At 67.7% G+C, this 16,757-nt stretch carries 19 protein-coding genes and 3 pseudogenes; 13 read left to right on the top strand and 9 right to left on the bottom strand.

Annotation, left to right across the window (positions count from 1 at the left end):
• Positions 1-294: 294 nt before the first annotated feature.
• Entirely contained in the window at positions 295-603 is a 309-nt protein-coding gene (locus ACZ7L1_RS38465; RefSeq protein WP_471444254.1) for a hypothetical protein, read from the bottom strand.
• Positions 604-624: 21 nt separating this feature from the next.
• Here ACZ7L1_RS38465 and ACZ7L1_RS38460 point away from each other — a divergent pair.
• Positions 625-1,309: pseudogene (locus tag ACZ7L1_RS38460) on the top strand (transposase); the annotation flags it as partial.
• Positions 1,310-1,316: 7 nt separating this feature from the next.
• On the opposite strand, the gene ACZ7L1_RS38455 reads toward ACZ7L1_RS38460, so the two are convergent.
• The gene (locus ACZ7L1_RS38455) at positions 1,317-1,970 is read right to left on the bottom strand and encodes a TetR/AcrR family transcriptional regulator (RefSeq protein WP_471444252.1); all 654 of its coding nucleotides are present in this window, start codon (positions 1,968-1,970) and stop codon (positions 1,317-1,319) included.
• 143 nt (positions 1,971-2,113) lie between these two features.
• On the opposite strand from ACZ7L1_RS38455, the gene ACZ7L1_RS38450 reads away from it, so the two are divergent.
• The 5 genes from ACZ7L1_RS38450 (at position 2,114) to ACZ7L1_RS38430 (ending at position 6,886) form a co-directional block, all read left to right on the top strand.
• The gene (locus tag ACZ7L1_RS38450) at positions 2,114-2,662 is read left to right on the top strand and encodes a carboxymuconolactone decarboxylase family protein (RefSeq protein ID WP_471444250.1); all 549 of its coding nucleotides are present in this window, start codon (positions 2,114-2,116) and stop codon (positions 2,660-2,662) included.
• A 90-nt stretch (positions 2,663-2,752) separates the two neighbouring features.
• Positions 2,753-3,646 (top strand): NADP-dependent oxidoreductase, encoded by an 894-nt coding sequence (locus ACZ7L1_RS38445; RefSeq protein WP_471444248.1) that lies wholly within the window; start codon positions 2,753-2,755, stop codon positions 3,644-3,646.
• Between the two features lie 418 nt (positions 3,647-4,064).
• A complete protein-coding gene (locus ACZ7L1_RS38440) occupies positions 4,065-4,508 on the top strand; it encodes a pyridoxamine 5'-phosphate oxidase family protein (RefSeq protein ID WP_471444246.1) in 444 nt (147 codons plus the stop codon).
• Between the two features lie 596 nt (positions 4,509-5,104).
• On the top strand, positions 5,105-5,305 hold the full coding sequence (locus ACZ7L1_RS38435; RefSeq protein WP_471444244.1) for a carboxymuconolactone decarboxylase family protein: 201 nt from the start codon (positions 5,105-5,107) through the stop codon (positions 5,303-5,305).
• 117 nt (positions 5,306-5,422) lie between these two features.
• Positions 5,423-6,886 carry a dihydrolipoyl dehydrogenase family protein gene (locus ACZ7L1_RS38430; protein ID WP_471444242.1) on the top strand — a complete coding sequence of 488 codons (1,464 nt, stop codon included), beginning with the start codon at positions 5,423-5,425 and terminating at the stop codon, positions 6,884-6,886.
• Between the two features lie 382 nt (positions 6,887-7,268).
• Here the strand turns inward: ACZ7L1_RS38430 and ACZ7L1_RS38425 are convergent.
• Positions 7,269-7,442, bottom strand: a pseudogene (locus tag ACZ7L1_RS38425) (IS256 family transposase); the annotation flags it as partial.
• A gap of 39 nt (positions 7,443-7,481) precedes the next feature.
• On the opposite strand from ACZ7L1_RS38425, the gene ACZ7L1_RS38420 reads away from it, so the two are divergent.
• Both ACZ7L1_RS38420 and ACZ7L1_RS38415 read left to right on the top strand, forming a co-directional pair.
• Entirely contained in the window at positions 7,482-7,616 is a 135-nt protein-coding gene (locus tag ACZ7L1_RS38420; protein WP_471444240.1) for a hypothetical protein, read from the top strand.
• A 13-nt stretch (positions 7,617-7,629) separates the two neighbouring features.
• Positions 7,630-8,034 (top strand): hypothetical protein, encoded by a 405-nt coding sequence (locus ACZ7L1_RS38415; RefSeq protein ID WP_471444238.1) that lies wholly within the window; start codon positions 7,630-7,632, stop codon positions 8,032-8,034.
• Between the two features lie 209 nt (positions 8,035-8,243).
• Here ACZ7L1_RS38415 and ACZ7L1_RS38410 read toward each other — a convergent pair whose 3' ends face one another.
• Positions 8,244-9,449 (bottom strand): L,D-transpeptidase, encoded by a 1,206-nt coding sequence (locus ACZ7L1_RS38410; RefSeq protein WP_471444236.1) that lies wholly within the window; start codon positions 9,447-9,449, stop codon positions 8,244-8,246.
• 605 nt (positions 9,450-10,054) lie between these two features.
• Between ACZ7L1_RS38410 and ACZ7L1_RS38405 the strand changes: the two genes are divergently transcribed.
• Together ACZ7L1_RS38405 and ACZ7L1_RS38400 are read left to right on the top strand one after the other, a co-directional pair.
• On the top strand, positions 10,055-10,870 hold the full coding sequence (locus ACZ7L1_RS38405; RefSeq protein ID WP_471444234.1) for an SDR family NAD(P)-dependent oxidoreductase: 816 nt from the start codon (positions 10,055-10,057) through the stop codon (positions 10,868-10,870).
• An 81-nt stretch (positions 10,871-10,951) separates the two neighbouring features.
• Positions 10,952-11,170 (top strand): annotated as a pseudogene (locus ACZ7L1_RS38400) (transposase); the annotation flags it as partial.
• 346 nt (positions 11,171-11,516) lie between these two features.
• Here ACZ7L1_RS38400 and ACZ7L1_RS38395 read toward each other — a convergent pair.
• Together ACZ7L1_RS38395 and ACZ7L1_RS38390 are read right to left on the bottom strand one after the other, a co-directional pair.
• Positions 11,517-11,954, bottom strand: a complete 438-nt coding sequence (locus tag ACZ7L1_RS38395; protein ID WP_471444232.1) for a cupin domain-containing protein — start codon at positions 11,952-11,954, stop codon at positions 11,517-11,519.
• 285 nt (positions 11,955-12,239) lie between these two features.
• On the bottom strand, positions 12,240-12,782 hold the full coding sequence (locus ACZ7L1_RS38390; RefSeq protein ID WP_471444230.1) for an SMI1/KNR4 family protein: 543 nt from the start codon (positions 12,780-12,782) through the stop codon (positions 12,240-12,242).
• A 228-nt stretch (positions 12,783-13,010) separates the two neighbouring features.
• Here ACZ7L1_RS38390 and ACZ7L1_RS38385 point away from each other — a divergent pair, with 228 nt between their 5' ends.
• Positions 13,011-13,475: a site-specific integrase gene (locus tag ACZ7L1_RS38385; protein ID WP_471444228.1), complete on the top strand. Its 465-nt coding sequence runs from the start codon at positions 13,011-13,013 to the stop codon at positions 13,473-13,475.
• Positions 13,476-13,834: 359 nt separating this feature from the next.
• On the opposite strand, the gene ACZ7L1_RS38380 is transcribed toward ACZ7L1_RS38385, so the two are convergent.
• Positions 13,835-14,413 carry a TetR/AcrR family transcriptional regulator gene (locus ACZ7L1_RS38380; RefSeq protein WP_471444226.1) on the bottom strand — a complete coding sequence of 193 codons (579 nt, stop codon included), beginning with the start codon at positions 14,411-14,413 and terminating at the stop codon, positions 13,835-13,837.
• 90 nt (positions 14,414-14,503) lie between these two features.
• Between ACZ7L1_RS38380 and ACZ7L1_RS38375 the strand changes: the two genes are divergently transcribed.
• Together ACZ7L1_RS38375 and ACZ7L1_RS38370 are read left to right on the top strand one after the other, a co-directional pair.
• Positions 14,504-14,950, top strand: coding sequence for an anthrone oxygenase family protein (locus ACZ7L1_RS38375; RefSeq protein ID WP_471444224.1), 447 nt, complete (start codon positions 14,504-14,506; stop codon positions 14,948-14,950).
• Positions 14,951-15,273: 323 nt separating this feature from the next.
• Positions 15,274-15,699: a DUF4267 domain-containing protein gene (locus tag ACZ7L1_RS38370; RefSeq protein WP_471444223.1), complete on the top strand. Its 426-nt coding sequence runs from the start codon at positions 15,274-15,276 to the stop codon at positions 15,697-15,699.
• Positions 15,700-15,792: 93 nt separating this feature from the next.
• Here the strand turns inward: ACZ7L1_RS38370 and ACZ7L1_RS38365 are convergent, their stop codons facing one another.
• Both ACZ7L1_RS38365 and ACZ7L1_RS38360 read right to left on the bottom strand, forming a co-directional pair.
• On the bottom strand, positions 15,793-16,224 hold the full coding sequence (locus ACZ7L1_RS38365; protein ID WP_471444222.1) for a nucleotidyltransferase domain-containing protein: 432 nt from the start codon (positions 16,222-16,224) through the stop codon (positions 15,793-15,795).
• A 440-nt stretch (positions 16,225-16,664) separates the two neighbouring features.
• The coding region (locus tag ACZ7L1_RS38360) for a transposase (protein ID WP_471444256.1) at positions 16,665-16,757 on the bottom strand (93 nt) is incomplete at its 5' end.

Here is a 16,757-nt window from a genome sequence, read left to right as displayed (position 1 = left end):
TCTCTCCTACCTGGCGCGGCACTACGTCATCACGACGCCGAACCGGGCCACCGTCCTGCGACTGTTCCCTGCTGACTCCCTCGGCAGGGCCTTCGCTGTCCTCCAGCGCGCGTGTTCAGACGCACCATAAGAAACGGCGTCTTAGCGCCGAACGGCCAGGCGGGCCCCTGGGCGCCGCCTGTTAGACGGGTTGCACCGCGAAGCGCCACGTCGCATGTTCGGGACGCCACGCTCGGAAGCGGGTCAGCCTCGATTCCCGGTGCGGAAATTTGATTGAGGTCTGCTCTGCCCGGTTCAGCGTGGGGGGAAGCGGAAGCGCAGGGTTCGGTCGTTCCACCAGGGGACGGGGATCTCCAGGTCGGGGAAAGCCTGCTCGATCAGAGCGGAGTGGTGGGTGCGCAGGTTGAGAACGCTGGTCACGGTGTGCTCGCCGACATGCAGGGTTCCGGTGGCGTCGAGGAAGTGTCGCCAGATGTTGTCGGGTGTGGCGGTCTCGCAGCGGGGCAGTTTACGGGCGAGCATCGGGCAGGGGTTCCCGGCGACGACGGTCAGTGTGGTGTCCAGGTCGACGTTGAGTGGGACGCCGGGTGACAGGGCGTCCACGTGGATGCCGCTGCTGTAGGCGTCGAGACCTGGAAGACCTCCCGCGACCCCGACTACGTCGCCAAGAAGGCCCGCGTCAAGCACCTCTACGCGATCGCCGACGGCGAGGTCATACCGGAGGACGGCGAACCCGAAGTGGTCTTACGCCTGGACGAGTTCGGCCCGCTCAACCTCTAGCCCCACCCCGGGACGGCAGTGGACCGAACGCAGCGGACGGCACAAGGAACCCGACCGGCAACCCCGCCCCCGCAGGCGGGCGACCTACACCCGCCCGCACGGGATCAGGCACCTGTTCGCCACCTACGACCTGGCCAAGGACAAGCTCTACGGCCACATCAAGCCGAGGAAGAACCGGACGAGGTTCCTGGAGTTCTGCCGCTACCTGCGCAGCCTCTACCCGCCGCAGATCCGGATCGCGATCGTGCTCGAGAACTCCTCCCCGCACCTGACCACGAAGAAGGACACCCGGGTCGGCGACTGGGCCGTCGCCAACAACGTCGAGTTCGCCTACACCCCGACCAACAGCTCCTGGCTCAACCGCATCGAGGCCCAGTTCACCGCCCTGCGCTAGATCGCACTGGAAAGGACGGACCACGCCAACCACAAGGAGCAGGGCAGCATGATCCGTCGCTACATCATCTGGCGGAACAAGCATGTCGCCGACGAACGCCTACGCGAGGTGGTCGACAGGGCGAACGTTGCCTGATGCGGCACTAGCGAAGCTGCAGTACGTCGACTTCGGGAGACCTCACGAAGGTCTGCAAGTAATCGATGGCTGCTTGCAACGCGTCCTTTAGCGGGGTGATGTCCCGAGCGACCTGAGCGAGGAGGCTGCCGCCCTGGAATGCGGAGAGAAGCAGATTGGCCAGCTGCGTCGGATCCGCGTCAGTGCTGATGCGGCCGAGTTGCTGCATGTGCTGCAGCCCGTCGCGGAAGATGTCCCGCCACCGATCGAACGCACTCGCGAGCTCATCGTGAACGTCAAGGTCAGTCTTGATGATCTCGCTCGCGAGGGAGCCGAGGCTGCAGCCTTCCTGGTAGGCGCGCTCGTAGCCGACGTAGAAATCCGCCCACTCCCGAAATGCGTCGAGATCGTCGAAGGAGGAGAATCGCTCATCGCGATGGAATGCGAGGACGCGATCGGCCTGCCATGCGATGACTGCCAGGACGAGACTTTCCTTGGTCGGGAAGTAGTGGTTGAGCTGTGACCCGCTGACGCCGGCTGCGCGACGGAGCTGCTCGTTGTTCGTCGCGTGGACACCCTTCGTGTAGATGAGTTCCGCGGCATGCTCCAGGATCCGGGTGCGCGTCGCCTGGCCCTTGTCCGTGAGCTTGCGAGGCGCCCGAGCTCGTGTCGTGGCTTCCATGCGTCGCACGATACCGCAGGGTGGGCTTGACAGCCCAGTCTTGGGCGGTGTTAGCTCTGAGAAGTGGGCTGCCAAGCCCAAAAAATGCTCGGCCTGACCTGGGCTCGGCGACTACTTGCACGCCTACCGGAGGTTGATTCGCTATGTCACGACTGAACGTTCCCTCTTCCGACGATGTCCCCGCGGGAGCGCAAGGCATCCTCGACAACATTGGCGCACAGCTCGGCTTCGTCCCGAACATGTTCAAGACCATCGCGTCGAACCCGACCGTTCTCGACGCCGTCGTGACGCTGCAGAGCACCATGAGTCGCGTTCTGGACGCGAAGACGCGGCACACCATCGCGCTGGCGGTCTCGGAGGCCAACGGTTGCGCTTACTGCCTGGCGATTCACACGTACGTGTCGTCCGAACTCAGCGGAATGTCGAGCGACGACATCGACCTGGCTCGCGCCGGGAGCTCGGTGGACCCCAAGCGCGCCGCAGTCGCTCGCTTCGCTCAACGGGTGGTCGAGAGCCGCGGGCGAGTCAGCGACGCAGACCTCGCGGCTGTGCGCGGCGCCGGTTACACCGACCCGCAGATCTTGGCGATCGTCACGGTCGCAGTGCAGGCCCTGCTGACCAATTTTCTCAACAACGTCAACCAGACCGACATCGACATCCCCTCCGCCAGCTCGGTCGGTATGCCCAGTTGAGCGCGGAAACCCCAGACTGAAGATATGGCGGCCGGCCTGTACCTACCGTCGGCCGGACCGAGTGAAGGGATAACCATGAAGGCTAGCGGAGTGTCCGGACCCGATGCGGACGTCGTCCTCCTGGAGGTGCCTGAGCCGCCGGCTCCTGGTGCTGGTCAGCTTCTGCTGGAGGTGGAGGCGGCCGGTGTCGGTCCGTGGGATCGGTTGCTGAACGGTGCGGGCTGGGATGTGGGGCTGCGTCCGCCGGCGGCGCTCGGTGTAGAGGGCGTGGGCCGGGTTGTGGCTGTGGGTCCTGATGTCGAAGGCTTCGCTGTCGGTGACCGGGTGCTTGCGCATGAGGCCCCGTTGCCCGGTGGCAGTGGCTTCTGGGCTGAGCGGGTGCTGATCACTGCGGCCAGTGCTGCGATCTGCCCGGCGGGGCTGGATCCGGTGCAGGCAGGGGCGCTGCCGGTTGCCGGGCTCACGGCGTACCAGTCGCTGGAGGCGCTGGGGCTCAGCCGGGGGCAGCGGCTCCTGATCACCAATGGTGGTGGGGCGACCGGTGTGCTGGCGTTGCAGATTGCTGCTGCTCGGGGGATCGAGGTGACGGTGACGGCGTCCGCTTCGGCTGCTGAGCGCCTGCGTGGTCTGGGCGCGTTGGAGGTTGTCGACTACCACGACTCGGATTGGGCGGGTCGGGTTCGTGGTGGGTTCGATGGTGTGCTGATCGCCGCTGGTGGTACGGCGCAGGCCGCGCTATCGCTGGTGCGCGACGATGGGCGTCTGGTGTCGCTGACCTCGGACGCGCCAGCGGGAGAGCGTGGTATCAGCAGCACGGACCTCTACGTCCGGCCTGATGCCGCTCAGCTTGCCCATCTGGCGGAGGCGGTCGTGGAGGGAAAGCTGAAGCAGAACGTGGAAGCGCTCCCTTTGAATGAGGGGCCGGCCGCTTTCGCCCGGGTGTCCGCCGGGCAGGCAGGCGGCAAGAAGATCGTGCTCACCTGAGCACGTCCATGACGGGGTGTCGCCCGGGCCTGACACCGACTCACGGCACCCCGCCGGACACGGTACGGCCGCGTGCGCGGCCGTACCCACCAGGCGCGGCGCGCATCAGGCGGTCGGGCCGGTTCACGGTGGCACCGTTGGGGGGGCCGACCGCCGGTCGGACTCCCGGACACGGTCCCCGGAACGGCCGTCCCCGCGGATGTGATCACTGACCGGGGTGTCGGCGGGCAAGGGGCGTCCAACGCGATCGGGAAGCCCGCGCAACAGCGCAGAACGAGCGGCCGGGGCTTCGGCGGACCAGGCCATCGGCCCGCTGCGCCGCGCACTCGAAAAACAATGCGTCGTGACGGCCCAGGAGGGCCGGGCACGCAGCCGTGGCAGGAAAGGTTGAGGAGCGATGGGAATAATCACTGAGGACATGCGGCAGATCGTCACCAGCGCCAAGCTGGCGTTCGTTGCGACGGTCTGCGAGGACGGCTCTCCGAACCTCTCCCCGAAGGGGTCCGTGCGAGTCTACGACGACGATCACCTGGTATTCATGAACATGGCCTCGCCCAATACGGTGGAGAACCTGCGGCACAATCCGCGGGTTGAGGTCAACGTGATCGACTTCCTGCTCCGGCGGGGGTACCGCTTCAAGGGAACAGCCGAGATCCGCGGGGAAGGCGACCCGGTGTACGACTGGTCCCGCCAGTGGGTGCTGAACACCCACGGCGATCCCATCTACCCGTGTCATGAGGCCGTACTGATCAGGGTGGACCGGGCGCTGCGGGTGGACTCTCCCGCGTACACGTTCGGGCACGCGAACGAAGACGACCTGAAGCATGAGTGGGCCGCCAACTACGGTGTGGCATACGATTGATGCGACATCGGACCACCTGTCCCGCAGGACCGGCCGCAGACCGTGGTCTGCGCCGGCCGGCCGCCGAAGTACGAGCGTCCGCTGAAGGGCTCGGCGGTGGACGCGGTCAGGGTGCAGATCCGCAAGTTTTTGCGGGAGACGCCGACGATGCCGGCGACGGTGATTGTGGAGCGGATCGGCGGGCAGCGGGGGAGGAGGATCTTCAAGGAACGCGCTGTGCGTGAGTTCGGACCGGCGTGTTTGGCGGTGGACCCGGTGTCTCGGACGACGTATCGGCCGGGCGAGCCGGCCCGGTGTGACCTGCGGTTCTCCCAGGCGGACATCCCGCTCGGCCATGGGCAGACGGGCCGGCCGCCGGTCTTGGTGATGATGTCCGGCTGCTCGTGGGTGATCGCCGCGAGGATGCTGCCCTCGCGGCGGATCGGGGACCCTGATCCCGGCCCCGGTCGGGGAACGGCTGGCGATCGCCACCGCGGAGTACAACAATTGCACCTGTTGCCCCTCCGCCCACACGTACATAGGGGCGCGCGTCGCCGAGCGCCGCTGGACCGGAGTGTGCCCGCCACGCGGAGTTCGCCGACCCGCACGCCGCCGCAGTGTCGGACCTGTCCCACGCCATTGCCCGCGGCCACATCGGTGAGACGCAGCTCAGGGCTGCCCGGGCCGTGGGCGTCACCGACGCCGAGATCGCCGAGGTCGCGGGCAATCTGGCGTTGGACATCCTCACGAACTACCTCAACGTCCTCGCCGATACCGACATCGAATGGCCGGTCGTCACCCCGCACACCGACGCCTGACCAACGCGCCCTGGCCTGGTCGGGGAGCCCCCGCCCAGGCCCGACCCACCAGGCCCGACGGGCAGCATCACCACCGCCTCGACCGTCGTCAGGCACTCCCAGGAATGCGAGAAGAACATGAGCGAATCGCACGCAACCCGGACAGGAGTGCACTACGACGTGGTCGTGCTGGGCGCAGGCCCGGCCGGTGCGAACGTCGCCGACCGCGCCCGTGCCGCCGGCCTCTCCGTAGCGGTCGTGGAACGGGAACTGGTCGGCGGTGACTGCGCGTACTGGGCGTGCGTACCCAGTAAGGCGCTGCTGCGGCCGGTCATCGCGCTCGCCGACGCGCGGCGCGTGGACGGTGCCCGGCAGGCTGTCACCGGTCAGGTCGACGCCGATGGCGTCTTCACCCGTCGCAACCGCTCTGTCTCCGACTGGGACGACACCAGACAGGCTCTGTTCCTCAAGTCCATCGGAGCCGACCTCGTCCGTGGCCACGGCCGTCTCGACGGGCCCCGACGCGTCAGCGTCACCCATAACGACGGCGCCCGGCAGACCCTCACGGCCCGGCACGCGGTGGCCATCGCCACCGGCAGCCGACCGGCGTTGCCCGACATCCCGGGCATCGCCGAGGCCCGTCCCTGGACGAGCCGGCAGGGCACCGAATCCAGCACCGTGCCCACTCGCCTCGCCATCATCGGCGGCGGCGGAGTCGGCATCGAGATGGCCACCCTCTGGCAGGGCCTCGGCTCCCAGGTCACCCTGCTCGCCCGGCACCGCCTGATCCGCCGCATGGAACCCTTCGCCGGCGAACTGGTCGCTCAGGGATTGAGAGAGTCGGGCGCGGATGTGCGGATCGGCGTGCAGGTGACCGCCCTACGCCGCCCGGACCCGGAGGGACCGGTCACCCTCACCCTCGACGACGGCGGCGAGCTGGAGGCCGACGAGGTCTTGTGCGCCACCGGCCGCACCCCTGCCACCGACGACGTCGGCCTGGACACGGTCGGCCTCACCCCCGGCTCCTGGCTCGATGTGGACACCACCTGCCTGGTACAGGGGGTCGACGGCGACTGGCTGTACGCCCTCGGCGACGTCAACCATCGTGCCCTGCTCACTCACCAGGGCAAGTACCAAGCCCGGACCGCAGGCGACGCCATCGGCGCCCGCGCCGCCGGCCGCCCGCTGGACGACACGCCCTGGGGCGACCACGCCACCACCGCTGACCACCACGCCGTACCCCAGGTCTTCTTCAGCGACCCCGAGGCGGCCGCGGTGGGCCTGAGCGCCGAACAGGCGGAGCGCGCCGGGTACCGCATCAAGATCGTCGACCTCGACTTCAACGCTGCCCAGGGCGCCAACCTCTACGCCGACGGCTACCAGGGCCACGCCCGGCTGGTCGTCGACGTCGACCGGGAAGTCCTTCTCGGAGTGACCTTCGTCGGCCCCGGCGTGAGCGAGCTCCTGCACTCGGCCACCATCGCGGTCGCGGGTGAGGTCCCGCTCAAACGGCTCAGGCACGCGATCGCCTGCTTCCCCACCGTCAGCGAGATCTGGCTCTTCCTCCTCGCTGCCTACCAGCACGATCAGGAGACCCCGTAGACCTCCGCCACTTGACACCCTCGCCTCCCCAGTCCGGGCCCTTGACGCGGCCGCATGCACGGCTCCGACCCCACCCGGTAACGGGTCTGTCAAACGAACGGCTCTGTCTCACATCCGGTGGCGACGTTGTGTCACTGTCGAGACTGTCGTGGCCTCGGAGTGCCCATCGTCGCCGTCGTAGCTGGCCGGCGGGCCCGTCACGGCCCGCCGTACGGAAGGCGCACTTGGCCCTGGAAACTGCCCGAGGTCGACCGAGACCGCCTACCCGGAATGTCCCTGCAGATCCCCTGGCCTGCTGGTATCACGGGCCGTCACTGTCCACACGAAGCGTCACCACCGGATGTGAGACAGGGCCAACGAACGGTGTAATCAGGGTGGTTGGTCACTGGCGGGCCGCTGAGAGTCGGCCGTCGAAGGTGATGTGGAAGGTGTTCAGCGCGGTCTTCCAGCGCATGGTCCAGCGGGCCTGGCCCTTGCCGGTGGGATCGAGCGACATGATGGCCACGAAGACGCACTTCAGGGCGGCCTGCTCGTTCGGGAAGTGTCCGCGGGCCTTGTCCCGTAACGGTTGGGGCGGTCGGAGCCTTGGTCGGGCATGGGTGGGGTGATCTCAGCGGATGATCCGAAGGGGATCGAGCCGTTCTCGGGGCTGACCAAGGAGGGCGACAGCGTGCACCAGGCCCTGCTCGGCATCGCCCGCCTGCACAACCTCGCCCTGAGCTGTAGGTGACATATGGCCGACCGTGACGTCCGGTCAGCCGGACAACCTGGACATGGCCGGCCAGACCATTCCGATGCTGGCCGGCACGTCCGGGGCGTCGCTGGGCCTGCTGGGCACTGCGACCAACGCGCCGACCGACGGCAGCGGGGTCTCGGACACAGTGACCGTCACGTACACCGAGGGCACCACCTCCCAGGCGACGGTCGGCTTCTCGGACTGGACGCTCAACGCCGGGACGAGCAAGCCGCTCGCGGATGACATGACGGCCTACCGGAACACCGGAAGCGGAGGCAAGGACAACGTCAAAACTTACGTCTTCGCCACGAAGGTCCCGCTCGACGCATCCAAACCGGTGGCGTCGATCACCCTGCCGGTGACGGGCGCCACGGGCACTGACCACCTGTTCGCCTACGGCTTCGGCCGGTAAAGGGCACCGCAGGCACTCACGACGGCGGGTCGTTCCCGGGCGCGAGCCCGGGAACGACCCGCCGGGGCGGTGAGACCCGGCCGCCTCGCCCCTGCGCGAGCGTCTACGGCGGATGAGGCGAGTGGCGTGAGAGAGCTCGGTCGACGCCGAGCGCGGTGCCGGTGTTGTCACGGGGTCTCGCCGGGGCGAGGACGGAGAGTGGCGGGGTGTCAGGGGGCCGTGCTGCCCGCGACCCACTCGCTCCACGGCATGTTCCAGTCGCTGAGGCCGTTGTCCGGGGCCAACAGGGTCTTGCCCTCGGAGTTCTTGACGATCACGACGTCACCGATCATCGAGTTGTCGAAGAACCACGCAGCGGGTTGCTTGCCGTCGCCGCCACCCATGACATCCTTCAGGCCCACGCAGCCGTGGCTGGTATTGACCTTGCCGAAGACCGAGTCGGCACCCCAGTAGTTGCCGTGGACGAACGTGCCCGAGTCGGTCAGGCGCATGGCATGCGGTACGGCCTTGAGGTCGTAGGCGGGCTTGCCGTCCTTCATGAGACCGACGGTCGCACCGTTCATATGGATCTGCCTGAACTTCTCGGAGATGACCATCCGGCCGTTGTACGTCGGATGCTCGGGGCTCCCGGACGAGATCGGGATGGTCTTGATCGTCCTGCCGTCCCGTACGACGGTCATCTGCTTCGTCCTGGCGTCGACGGTGCTGATCTGGCTCCGGCCGATCTTGAACGTGACCGTCTTCCGGACACCGTGGAGGGTGAGCTTGACGGTGACGGTGGAGCCGGGCTTCCAGTAGTGCTGGGGGCGGAAGTCCAAGCGGTTGCCGTTGAACCAGTGACCGACGACCCGCTGCCCGCTGCCGGCGCTGACCTGAATCTCCGACTCCACGGCGGCCTTGTCGCTGACCGCCTTGTCGAAGTTGACCACCACCGGCATGCCCACGCCGACGGTCGAGCCGTCCTCGGGGGAGAGGTGCCCGATGAAGTCGTTGGCCGGGGAGACCGTGGTGATCGTGGCGTTCCCGGTGGTGGAGCGGCCCCCGGCGTCCTCGGCCTCTGCGGCGATCTGATACCTGGTGGCCCGCTCCAGCCGGCCGTTCGGCTTCCACGAGGTACCGTCCGCGGACAGGGTGCCCTGGATCTCGGCACCGGTCGCGACGGCGGTCATGGTCACCTTGGTCAGCATGCCGTTGCTGACAGTGACTTTGACGGGGTCGTTGATTCCGATGTTGTAGGCACCTTGCCCGGGCGTGATCTCTATTCGGGCGTCGGAAGCATCCTGGGCGCCCGCCTGATCTACCCGAGTCTGCGGTTTCGGGTGATTCCCTGTGGTGCTGACGCTGGTGGCAGCGTTACTGGTGCCGGCGGTGGCCGTGAGTGCGAGTACACCGCCGAATACGCCGGCCGTAGCCATCAGCCCGGTGTGTCGCTTACCTACCGTGATCAAGCGCTTCTCCCATGCCACTGGTCGTTGCATCCCTGGAGCTGAATACCAGAGGGCTGTTATTGGCTGAAGAACCATTTTTATGCCATTCACCTGTATTGAAGGGAGTAAATGTGGCGAATTCCACGCACTGTGAAAGCGTCGCCAAGGCTCTGCTCGACAGCCGGATGGCGCGTAGTCGATTTGTTCTCGCCGCCCGGTACGGCCATGGCCCGCACGCCGCGATCGGCGTGTTCCCGGTGGCGGCGACAGCCCGCACAGCCGAGGGCCGCCGTCGAGCGCAGCGGCAACGCCTTCATGAACGGGGTGCACGCCGCCGTTCTCGTCCCCGCCGTCTGTGCGTCATGGGCGCTCGGTGCAGGTGCTGGATGCCCGCCGATAGGCCGCCGCACCGCAAGGTGATCTTCATCACCGGTGGCCGTTACGACGTCTACGAGCACCTACTACGGCGGCAACATATGGTTCATGCCACGCGCCGCACGCCGCGGTGATCAACTGGATTCCGCGTCGCAGCCGAGCCACTCTGCGTAGGAGCACACAGCCTGATCGCCAGCAAGTGAGGAGACCCAACGACTATGTCGAAAGCACGAGTTGTCGTCGTCACGGGCGGTGGGTCCGGCATCGGTGCGGCGACTGCCCGGTTGCTGCGGGCCGAAGGCCACCATGTCGTCATCGGTGGGCGGCGGCCTGAGCCGCTACGGCAGTTGGCCGACGAGACCGGCGCTCTGGCGTACCCCGCCGACCTCGCCGACCCGACCGCCGTCCAGGACTTGGTCGAAACCACGGTCTCCCACTACGGCAGGCTCGACGGGCTGGTCCTCAACGCGGGCATCGGACGCGGCGGAGCAGTGGGAGACCTCTCGGACGAGACCTGGGACGAGGTGATCCGCACCAACCTGACCGGCCCGTTCCTGATGCTACGCGCCGCTCTGTCGCACCTGTTGAAGGCCCGTGGCTCGGTCGTCGCGGTCTCCTCCGTATCCGCGCTGCGCAACGGGAAGGGCAACGCCGCTTACGCCACCTCCAAGGCCGCCCTCCTGCAGCTGTGCCGTTCGGTGGCTGTCGACTACGGGAGCCAGGGGCTGCGGGCCAACACCGTGTGCCCCACCTGGGTGCGTACTGAGATGGCCGACCGGCGCATGGCCCGGTTCGCGGAGGAGTCGGGACTGGGCGGCGGGGTCGAGGAGGCGTACCAAGAGGCCACGAAACTGGTGCCCACTGGGCGTCCGGGCGACCCGTCCGAGGTCGCCGAGGCGATCAACTGGTTGCTGTCGCCCGCCGCGTCCTTCGTCAACGGTGCGGTGCTCACCGTGGACGGCGGGATCACCGCACTCGACCCGGGAACGGTGCCGTTCGACTTCCGCCTCGAAAGCCGTGACGGCGGTCACTGACGACGGTGGGGATTATAAATCGTTCGGTGTAACTCCCGATCATGGAAGATGCATCGATGACCAGTGAGAACGTAGCCGAAAGCACGAGGCCGGCGCGGTAGTAGCTTGCGCAACGGCAGACGTTCCAAGACCGTGGTGACCGATGTGGGGCCAGTGGAGATAGTCGTGCCCCGCGGCCGGGACGGCTCCTTCGAGCCGAAGATCGTCAAGAAGCGGCAGAAGCGTCTGACCGGTGTGGACGAGATGGTGATCTCGCTGGCCGCGAAGGGTCTGACCACCAGTGAGGTCCAGGCCACCTTCGGTGTGACAGGCGAGCCAGTAGGCGAGCGGCACACCCGGGCGTGGAGGAGCTGCCCTGTCTGGACGTCGACGCTGCCAACGCGCTGCTGAAGGAGCTGACCCCGTAAGCGCAGGAGCTGATGGACAACCTGTTCGACGTCGGCGCTGACCTCGACTGGTCGGCCGCCTCCGCCCGGGTCGGCCGCAACATCCGTCGCCTGTGCTCGCGCCACCGGCAGGCCGCCCCGGCCGATCCCGACGGCGAGCTAGTGCCGCATCAGGCAGGATCGATGACGATGATGGGTTGCTGCAAAGCGCGGCACGTGGACCGGTGTTCCGAACTCCGCACTCTTGTCGATCTCGCGGGTCAGCCCTCGGAGGGACGCGGGGCGCGCAGGTGCGCTCGTTCCTTCAGCTCCTCCTCGTCGACCAGCGTGAGCATCGGCTGACCCGGCGCGCACACCATGGTCACCACGAACTTGGTCGGTGCGTCCGACAGGGCGTTGCCGTCCTGGTAGTGGATCACGTCACCGCCGGGCTCCCAGAACGTCCCACCGGCCTCGACCACACGCTCTGGCTCACCCTCGAGCTCGAACCGGAGCGCGCCCTCCATCACGTAGCCGAACGACGGGCCCGAGTGGCGATGCGGGGGGAGCCCTGGGTGACCGGGAGGCCACTCGACGAGGATGGTCATTCCGGAACCACCTTCGGGAAAGAAGGGCGGAGTGACTTCCTGCAGCAACTCGACTTCGGGCGGCAACGAGACCTCGTGGGCGATCCCCTGCTCCGGGTTCTTCGCGGACATGCACCACACCTCCGTAAGCCTGCCCGGAATGGGCGATCTCGCGTCGGCTACCGCATTCCGGACCGTGTACCGACCCACTCGTTCGGCGGTGACCAAGTTCGCCGGTTCCCGGCTCGCACAACTCGCTTCGCGATGAGGACAAGCCACAGCCCGCATCCGTGACAGGTCGTGTGCCTTCTGCCTCGCCCAAACGGTCTCGACACCACCCTGCCTCCCGTCGGCGGCCGCCACAATCCGGGAGGCATTCGAACGGTCTGCGGCCTGCGACTGCGCAGGACTGAGCGTTCAGTCCCACCAGTCGTTGCCCGTGTGCCAGCGCCGCACCCACTCCTCGAACCCCCATGCCTGCTCGCCGGGCGTCGGGATGGCGCCGACGTCGGCGACGATCCACACCTCACCGCGACGGGGGCCGGTGGTGAGCAGGAGCCAGAAGGACTGCCCGTCCTCGGACCCAAGGACGATGGACCCCTTGTTGAATACGGCGTCGATCCGCGGGTCCTCGGGTTCGACACTCTCATCGTCTTCCCAGGCCCAAGCTGCCTCCAGGGGGAACGGTTCCCCTGGCTGTCGCGGGCCGAGGTCGGGCCACGTGTCGGGGAGCCAGCCGAGCGGTTGAAGACCGCCGTCGCCAGCGGGGCCGAGGCTGGACCCGTTACTGATGTCCGCTATGAAGGTCCTGTACGGCTCGGGGATGCCCACCCGGTTCTTCTGCTCCCACTCCGCGGCAGCTTCATGTCCGAGCGCCGGCTCGCGCCATTCCGGCGGGAACGCCGAGCGCAGGAAGGCGAGAGTGGCTTCGGCAGGACGTTGATCACGTATGTTTGTCACGGCAGCATGCCGACAGAAGGGGCCGACAGCCGATCTCGGCCGTCTCACCCCGGAGCTGTGTGGGCGGCGTCCCGCTGGTCGCCGTCACCCCCGGCACCCTGGTGATGTTCGTGGAGTGGTTGTGGACCCAGCCGGGATGGAAGAAAGGGCACTTCCACCGCCCCGTCGACGATCGACCGCCGCATCGCCGGCACCGTCGTCCCCGCGCGCGCCGAGCACGGCATGAAATTGGAGGACGGCATCGCCCGGCTCGCCCGCAACCGGCTCAAGCAGCTGGTGAAGGAGACTGAAGAGAAGGGGGAGATCCGCGGCCGGGGCCAGGCGCCGCCGCTGCTGGTTGACCACCTCGCCCGAAACAGCGCCGCCTGCCTCCCGGACAACCTCACGGGCATGCGCGACCGCACCCTGGTCCTGATGCAATTCGCCGTCGCCGGCCGCGAGCACGAACTGGCCTTCACCCGCGTCCGCGACTTCGCCGAGACCCCGGGTGGCATCCAGGCCGACCTGCGCGTCTCCAAGGTCCGGCCCCGCATCGTGCCGGTCCCCTACGGCTCGCGGCCCTCGATCGGCGGCCTCCTTCCCTGCCTGCCAGGCAGGGAAGGAGGCCGCCGGCCTGAACGACCCCGACGGGTACGTATGGCGCCGCCTGCACAACCGCTGGCGCACCATCGTGAAGGGCGGGCTGCAGCCTGAGTCCGTCGGCGACGTCGTCACCCGCGCCGGCGACCGCGCCGGGATCGAGAGCCGCTTCACCGGACACAGCCCCCGCTGCGGCCTCGCCACGTCCTCACCTATGAAGGGCCACGACCAGATCGTCATCGCCAAGCAGGGCGGATGGGTCCCGCACTCCAGGTGCTCGCCGGCTACCTCGAAGTGGTCGACCAGTGGGAGGACAACGCCCTGCTCGACGTGTTGTAGCGCGCTTGCCCTGACTCCGCACTGGCCTGGGGCTTACAGGGCGGCGGCCATCTCGGCTGAACCGAACAGGCTCGGTGTAGGCAGGCAGCGGCGGGGTCCGAAGGCCCCGGCCGCGTGCCCGCCGGGATGGTGTGTCAGAGCACAGCGAGTCGGTCCACCAGGAGTTCCACCCTCTGCTCGGCGTACTCCGGCGGCAGCCGTCCCGCCCGGGTCAGGGTCGCCAGTCCGTGCAGGGCCGCCCAGAACACCTCGGTGAACAGCCCCGGCTCGACGCCGTCCCCGGCGACCTCGCCCAGGCTCTCCATCAGCGCGGCGAAGGCGTCCTTCAGCGGCTCCGGGGTGTCTTCCTGCGCGTACGCCAGGCCGCCGTCGAGCTGGAACAAGGCGTCGTAGACCGCCGGGTTGCGCTCGGCGAAGTCGAGGTAGGCGCGGGCCAGGGCGGCGACCCGCTCGCGCGGGCTGTTCGCGGCGGAGGTCGCGGCCCGCACCGCCACGGCCATCTCGGCGGCGCCCTCGAGGGCGACAGCGCCGATGATCTCGCGTTTGCCGCGGAAGTGGCTGTAGAGGACGGGCTGACTGTATTCGATGCGCTCGGCGAGCCGGCGGGTGGTGACTGCGTCCCAGCCCTGCTGCTCGGCGAGTTCGCGGGCCGTGGCCACGATGAGGCGCTCGCGCTCCGCCCGTTCGCGTTGCTTGCGTTCCTGTACCGACATGACTGGATTCTAGCACTGCTAGACAATCGAGCGACAGCAGTGCTAGCGTCGCCTCATCAGCTAGCAGCGCTAGTTCACGGAGGGATCGTCATGCTCAACGCACTCGAGGTCGTCACCACCGTCGTCGTCGGCCTGATGGTGGGGGTGGAGTTCTCCGTCGCCTTCATCATGAACCGGATCCTGGACGCGCTTCCCGAGGACAGCGGCCAGCTCGGCCACGCCCACGGCGGCCGGATGCTCGGCGCCCTGATGCCGTTCTGGTACATCGGCTCGCTCGTCCTCAGCGCGATCTGGGTCGTCGCCGGATGGCACCACCACGGCGCCGGACTCGTCGTCACCGCCGCCGGACTGCTGATCGTCAGCGTGGTCATGTCGATGCTGCTGCTTGTCCCGATCAACAACCGAAACAAGACCTGGACCCCCGAGAACCGGCCCGCGGACTGGAAGGAGCAGCTGAACCGCTGGGAGCGCTGGCACTACGTCCGCGTCGCCGTCATCGTCGCCGCCTTCGCCCTGCTCGTCTCCGCCCTCGTCTGATAACACCGCTGCCCCGACATGCGCTGGTTCGCCCTGTATATCGACGGCTTTCGCCCCGTCGGGGTGAGCCCGAGAAGGCTTCGGATTTCTGACCCCGCGGGCCGACGCCGCGCCGGTGGCGCACAATCCCCACTCCCCGGGCGGCAGCCGGCCACCGAAATCCCGACATTCGGGAATGCAGCTGCCGCTCAGATCCCGCAGCTGCGATCCCGACAAGCTACGCCCCTCGATCAGCCGCGTCCGCGCGCGGCTGATCAGGCCACACGACTCAGGTAGCTCCACGAAGCTCACCAAGCCGGCGAAGACTCGCAAGGAGAAGAACAATGTCGCTGAAGAAGATCAACACCGTCCTGGCCGCCGCCTTCATCCTCTTCATCCTCTGGTTCGGGATGGAGTTCATCCTGAGCCCGGAGACGACGGCGCCGAGCTTCGGCCTGCCGAACTGGCCGTCCGGCGACGGCGACGGCTTCCTGATCATCAAGGGAATCCGCGACGTCGTCCTGGCCCTGGTCCTGGGCATCCTGCTGGTGACGGGCCACCGCCGGGCGCTGGGCTGGGTGCTGCTGGTGGAGGCTCTGGCCGCGTACGGCGACATGACCACCGTGCTGGCCCACCACGGCTCCGTGGCCACCGCGCTCGGCGTCCACGGCCTGACCGCGACACTGATGGTGGTCAACGGCCTGCTGATAATGCGCGAGACCCGCAAAGCCGCGGCCGCTCCGGCATCACCCGCCCCGCAGCCCGCCTAACGCCACGCCTCACCCGCACTGGCTTGGTCCTGGAGAACTGATCTACGACCAGAGGCGAACGAGCCCGCGAGTTGATGAGCTCGGCTGAAGCACTCACTGGACAGGCGGCAGGCCCGTGTACTCGTTGGGGAGCGCAACTCCCGTGCTGGCGTGCAAGCGTGCCATGTCACGGCGGTCCTTTTCGGTGGCCTCGTAACCGACGTGGCACTGCACCTGCATGGCAGCGTCGACACACCAGACCTCGTGTCCGCCGATGGTCCTGGTTGTCGGCGCCGGATAGTGGAACCGCTCACCGCCGGGGAGAAGCTGGTATCTCCCTTCATGGCGCGACCCGGTGATGGGGTGCAGGTCGATCTCCCGGCGGGCTCCATCCGCGACGGCCAGCGCGGTGGGAAGCCAGTCTCGCAACATTTTGGTGAAACCGGCCCTGGCCAGGTTCGTCAGCGCCACAGGGAGTTCGTTCAGCAAGATGACCAGGTCGAGATCAGAGTGGGTTCGGGTGGTCCCACCGACCAGTGCATCCACGCCCCAACGCCGTCCACCCACGCCGTCGCGCCGCGGTCTCCAGCAGGTGCAGGACTGCGAGCACATCTTCACTCAGCACAGCGGAACTCTGGCAGCGCCGACGCCCGGTCGCCACCGAGATACGCGGCACGGCAGCACCACAAGCGACTTTCGCCCCAAGCACAAGCTCACCATGCGAAGCGCGCAGTCGCACGAAACCGACATCACCCATTCAAGCTCAGTAGCGGCGTTGCTCACGCGCGTCGGAGGATCGCTGGCCGACTGGAAAAAGCCAGCTGACGCTGCTAACGCAGCCGTGGAACCTCCAAAGCGGCTGACGTCCGACCCGAGTCCCATCCGTTGATTTTGCGTGGGTATCCCCGGCTTCAGCCGGGGAGGGAAACGCATCCTCGGCCCGGAGGCGCGCAGTGCCGGAGTGCGCTCCGCCTTGGTGGTGAGGGTCAGACGGGCCGCTTCTGGCCCTCGATGTACTGCCGGATGACGGTCAGCGGTGCACCACCGCAGGAACCCGCGAAGTAGGAGCGGGACCAGAA

It is taken from the genome of Streptomyces sp. NPDC107546, from assembly GCF_055639175.1.
Note: the sequence above shows the minus strand (reverse complement) of the source record. Positions and strands in the feature narration are given on the sequence as shown.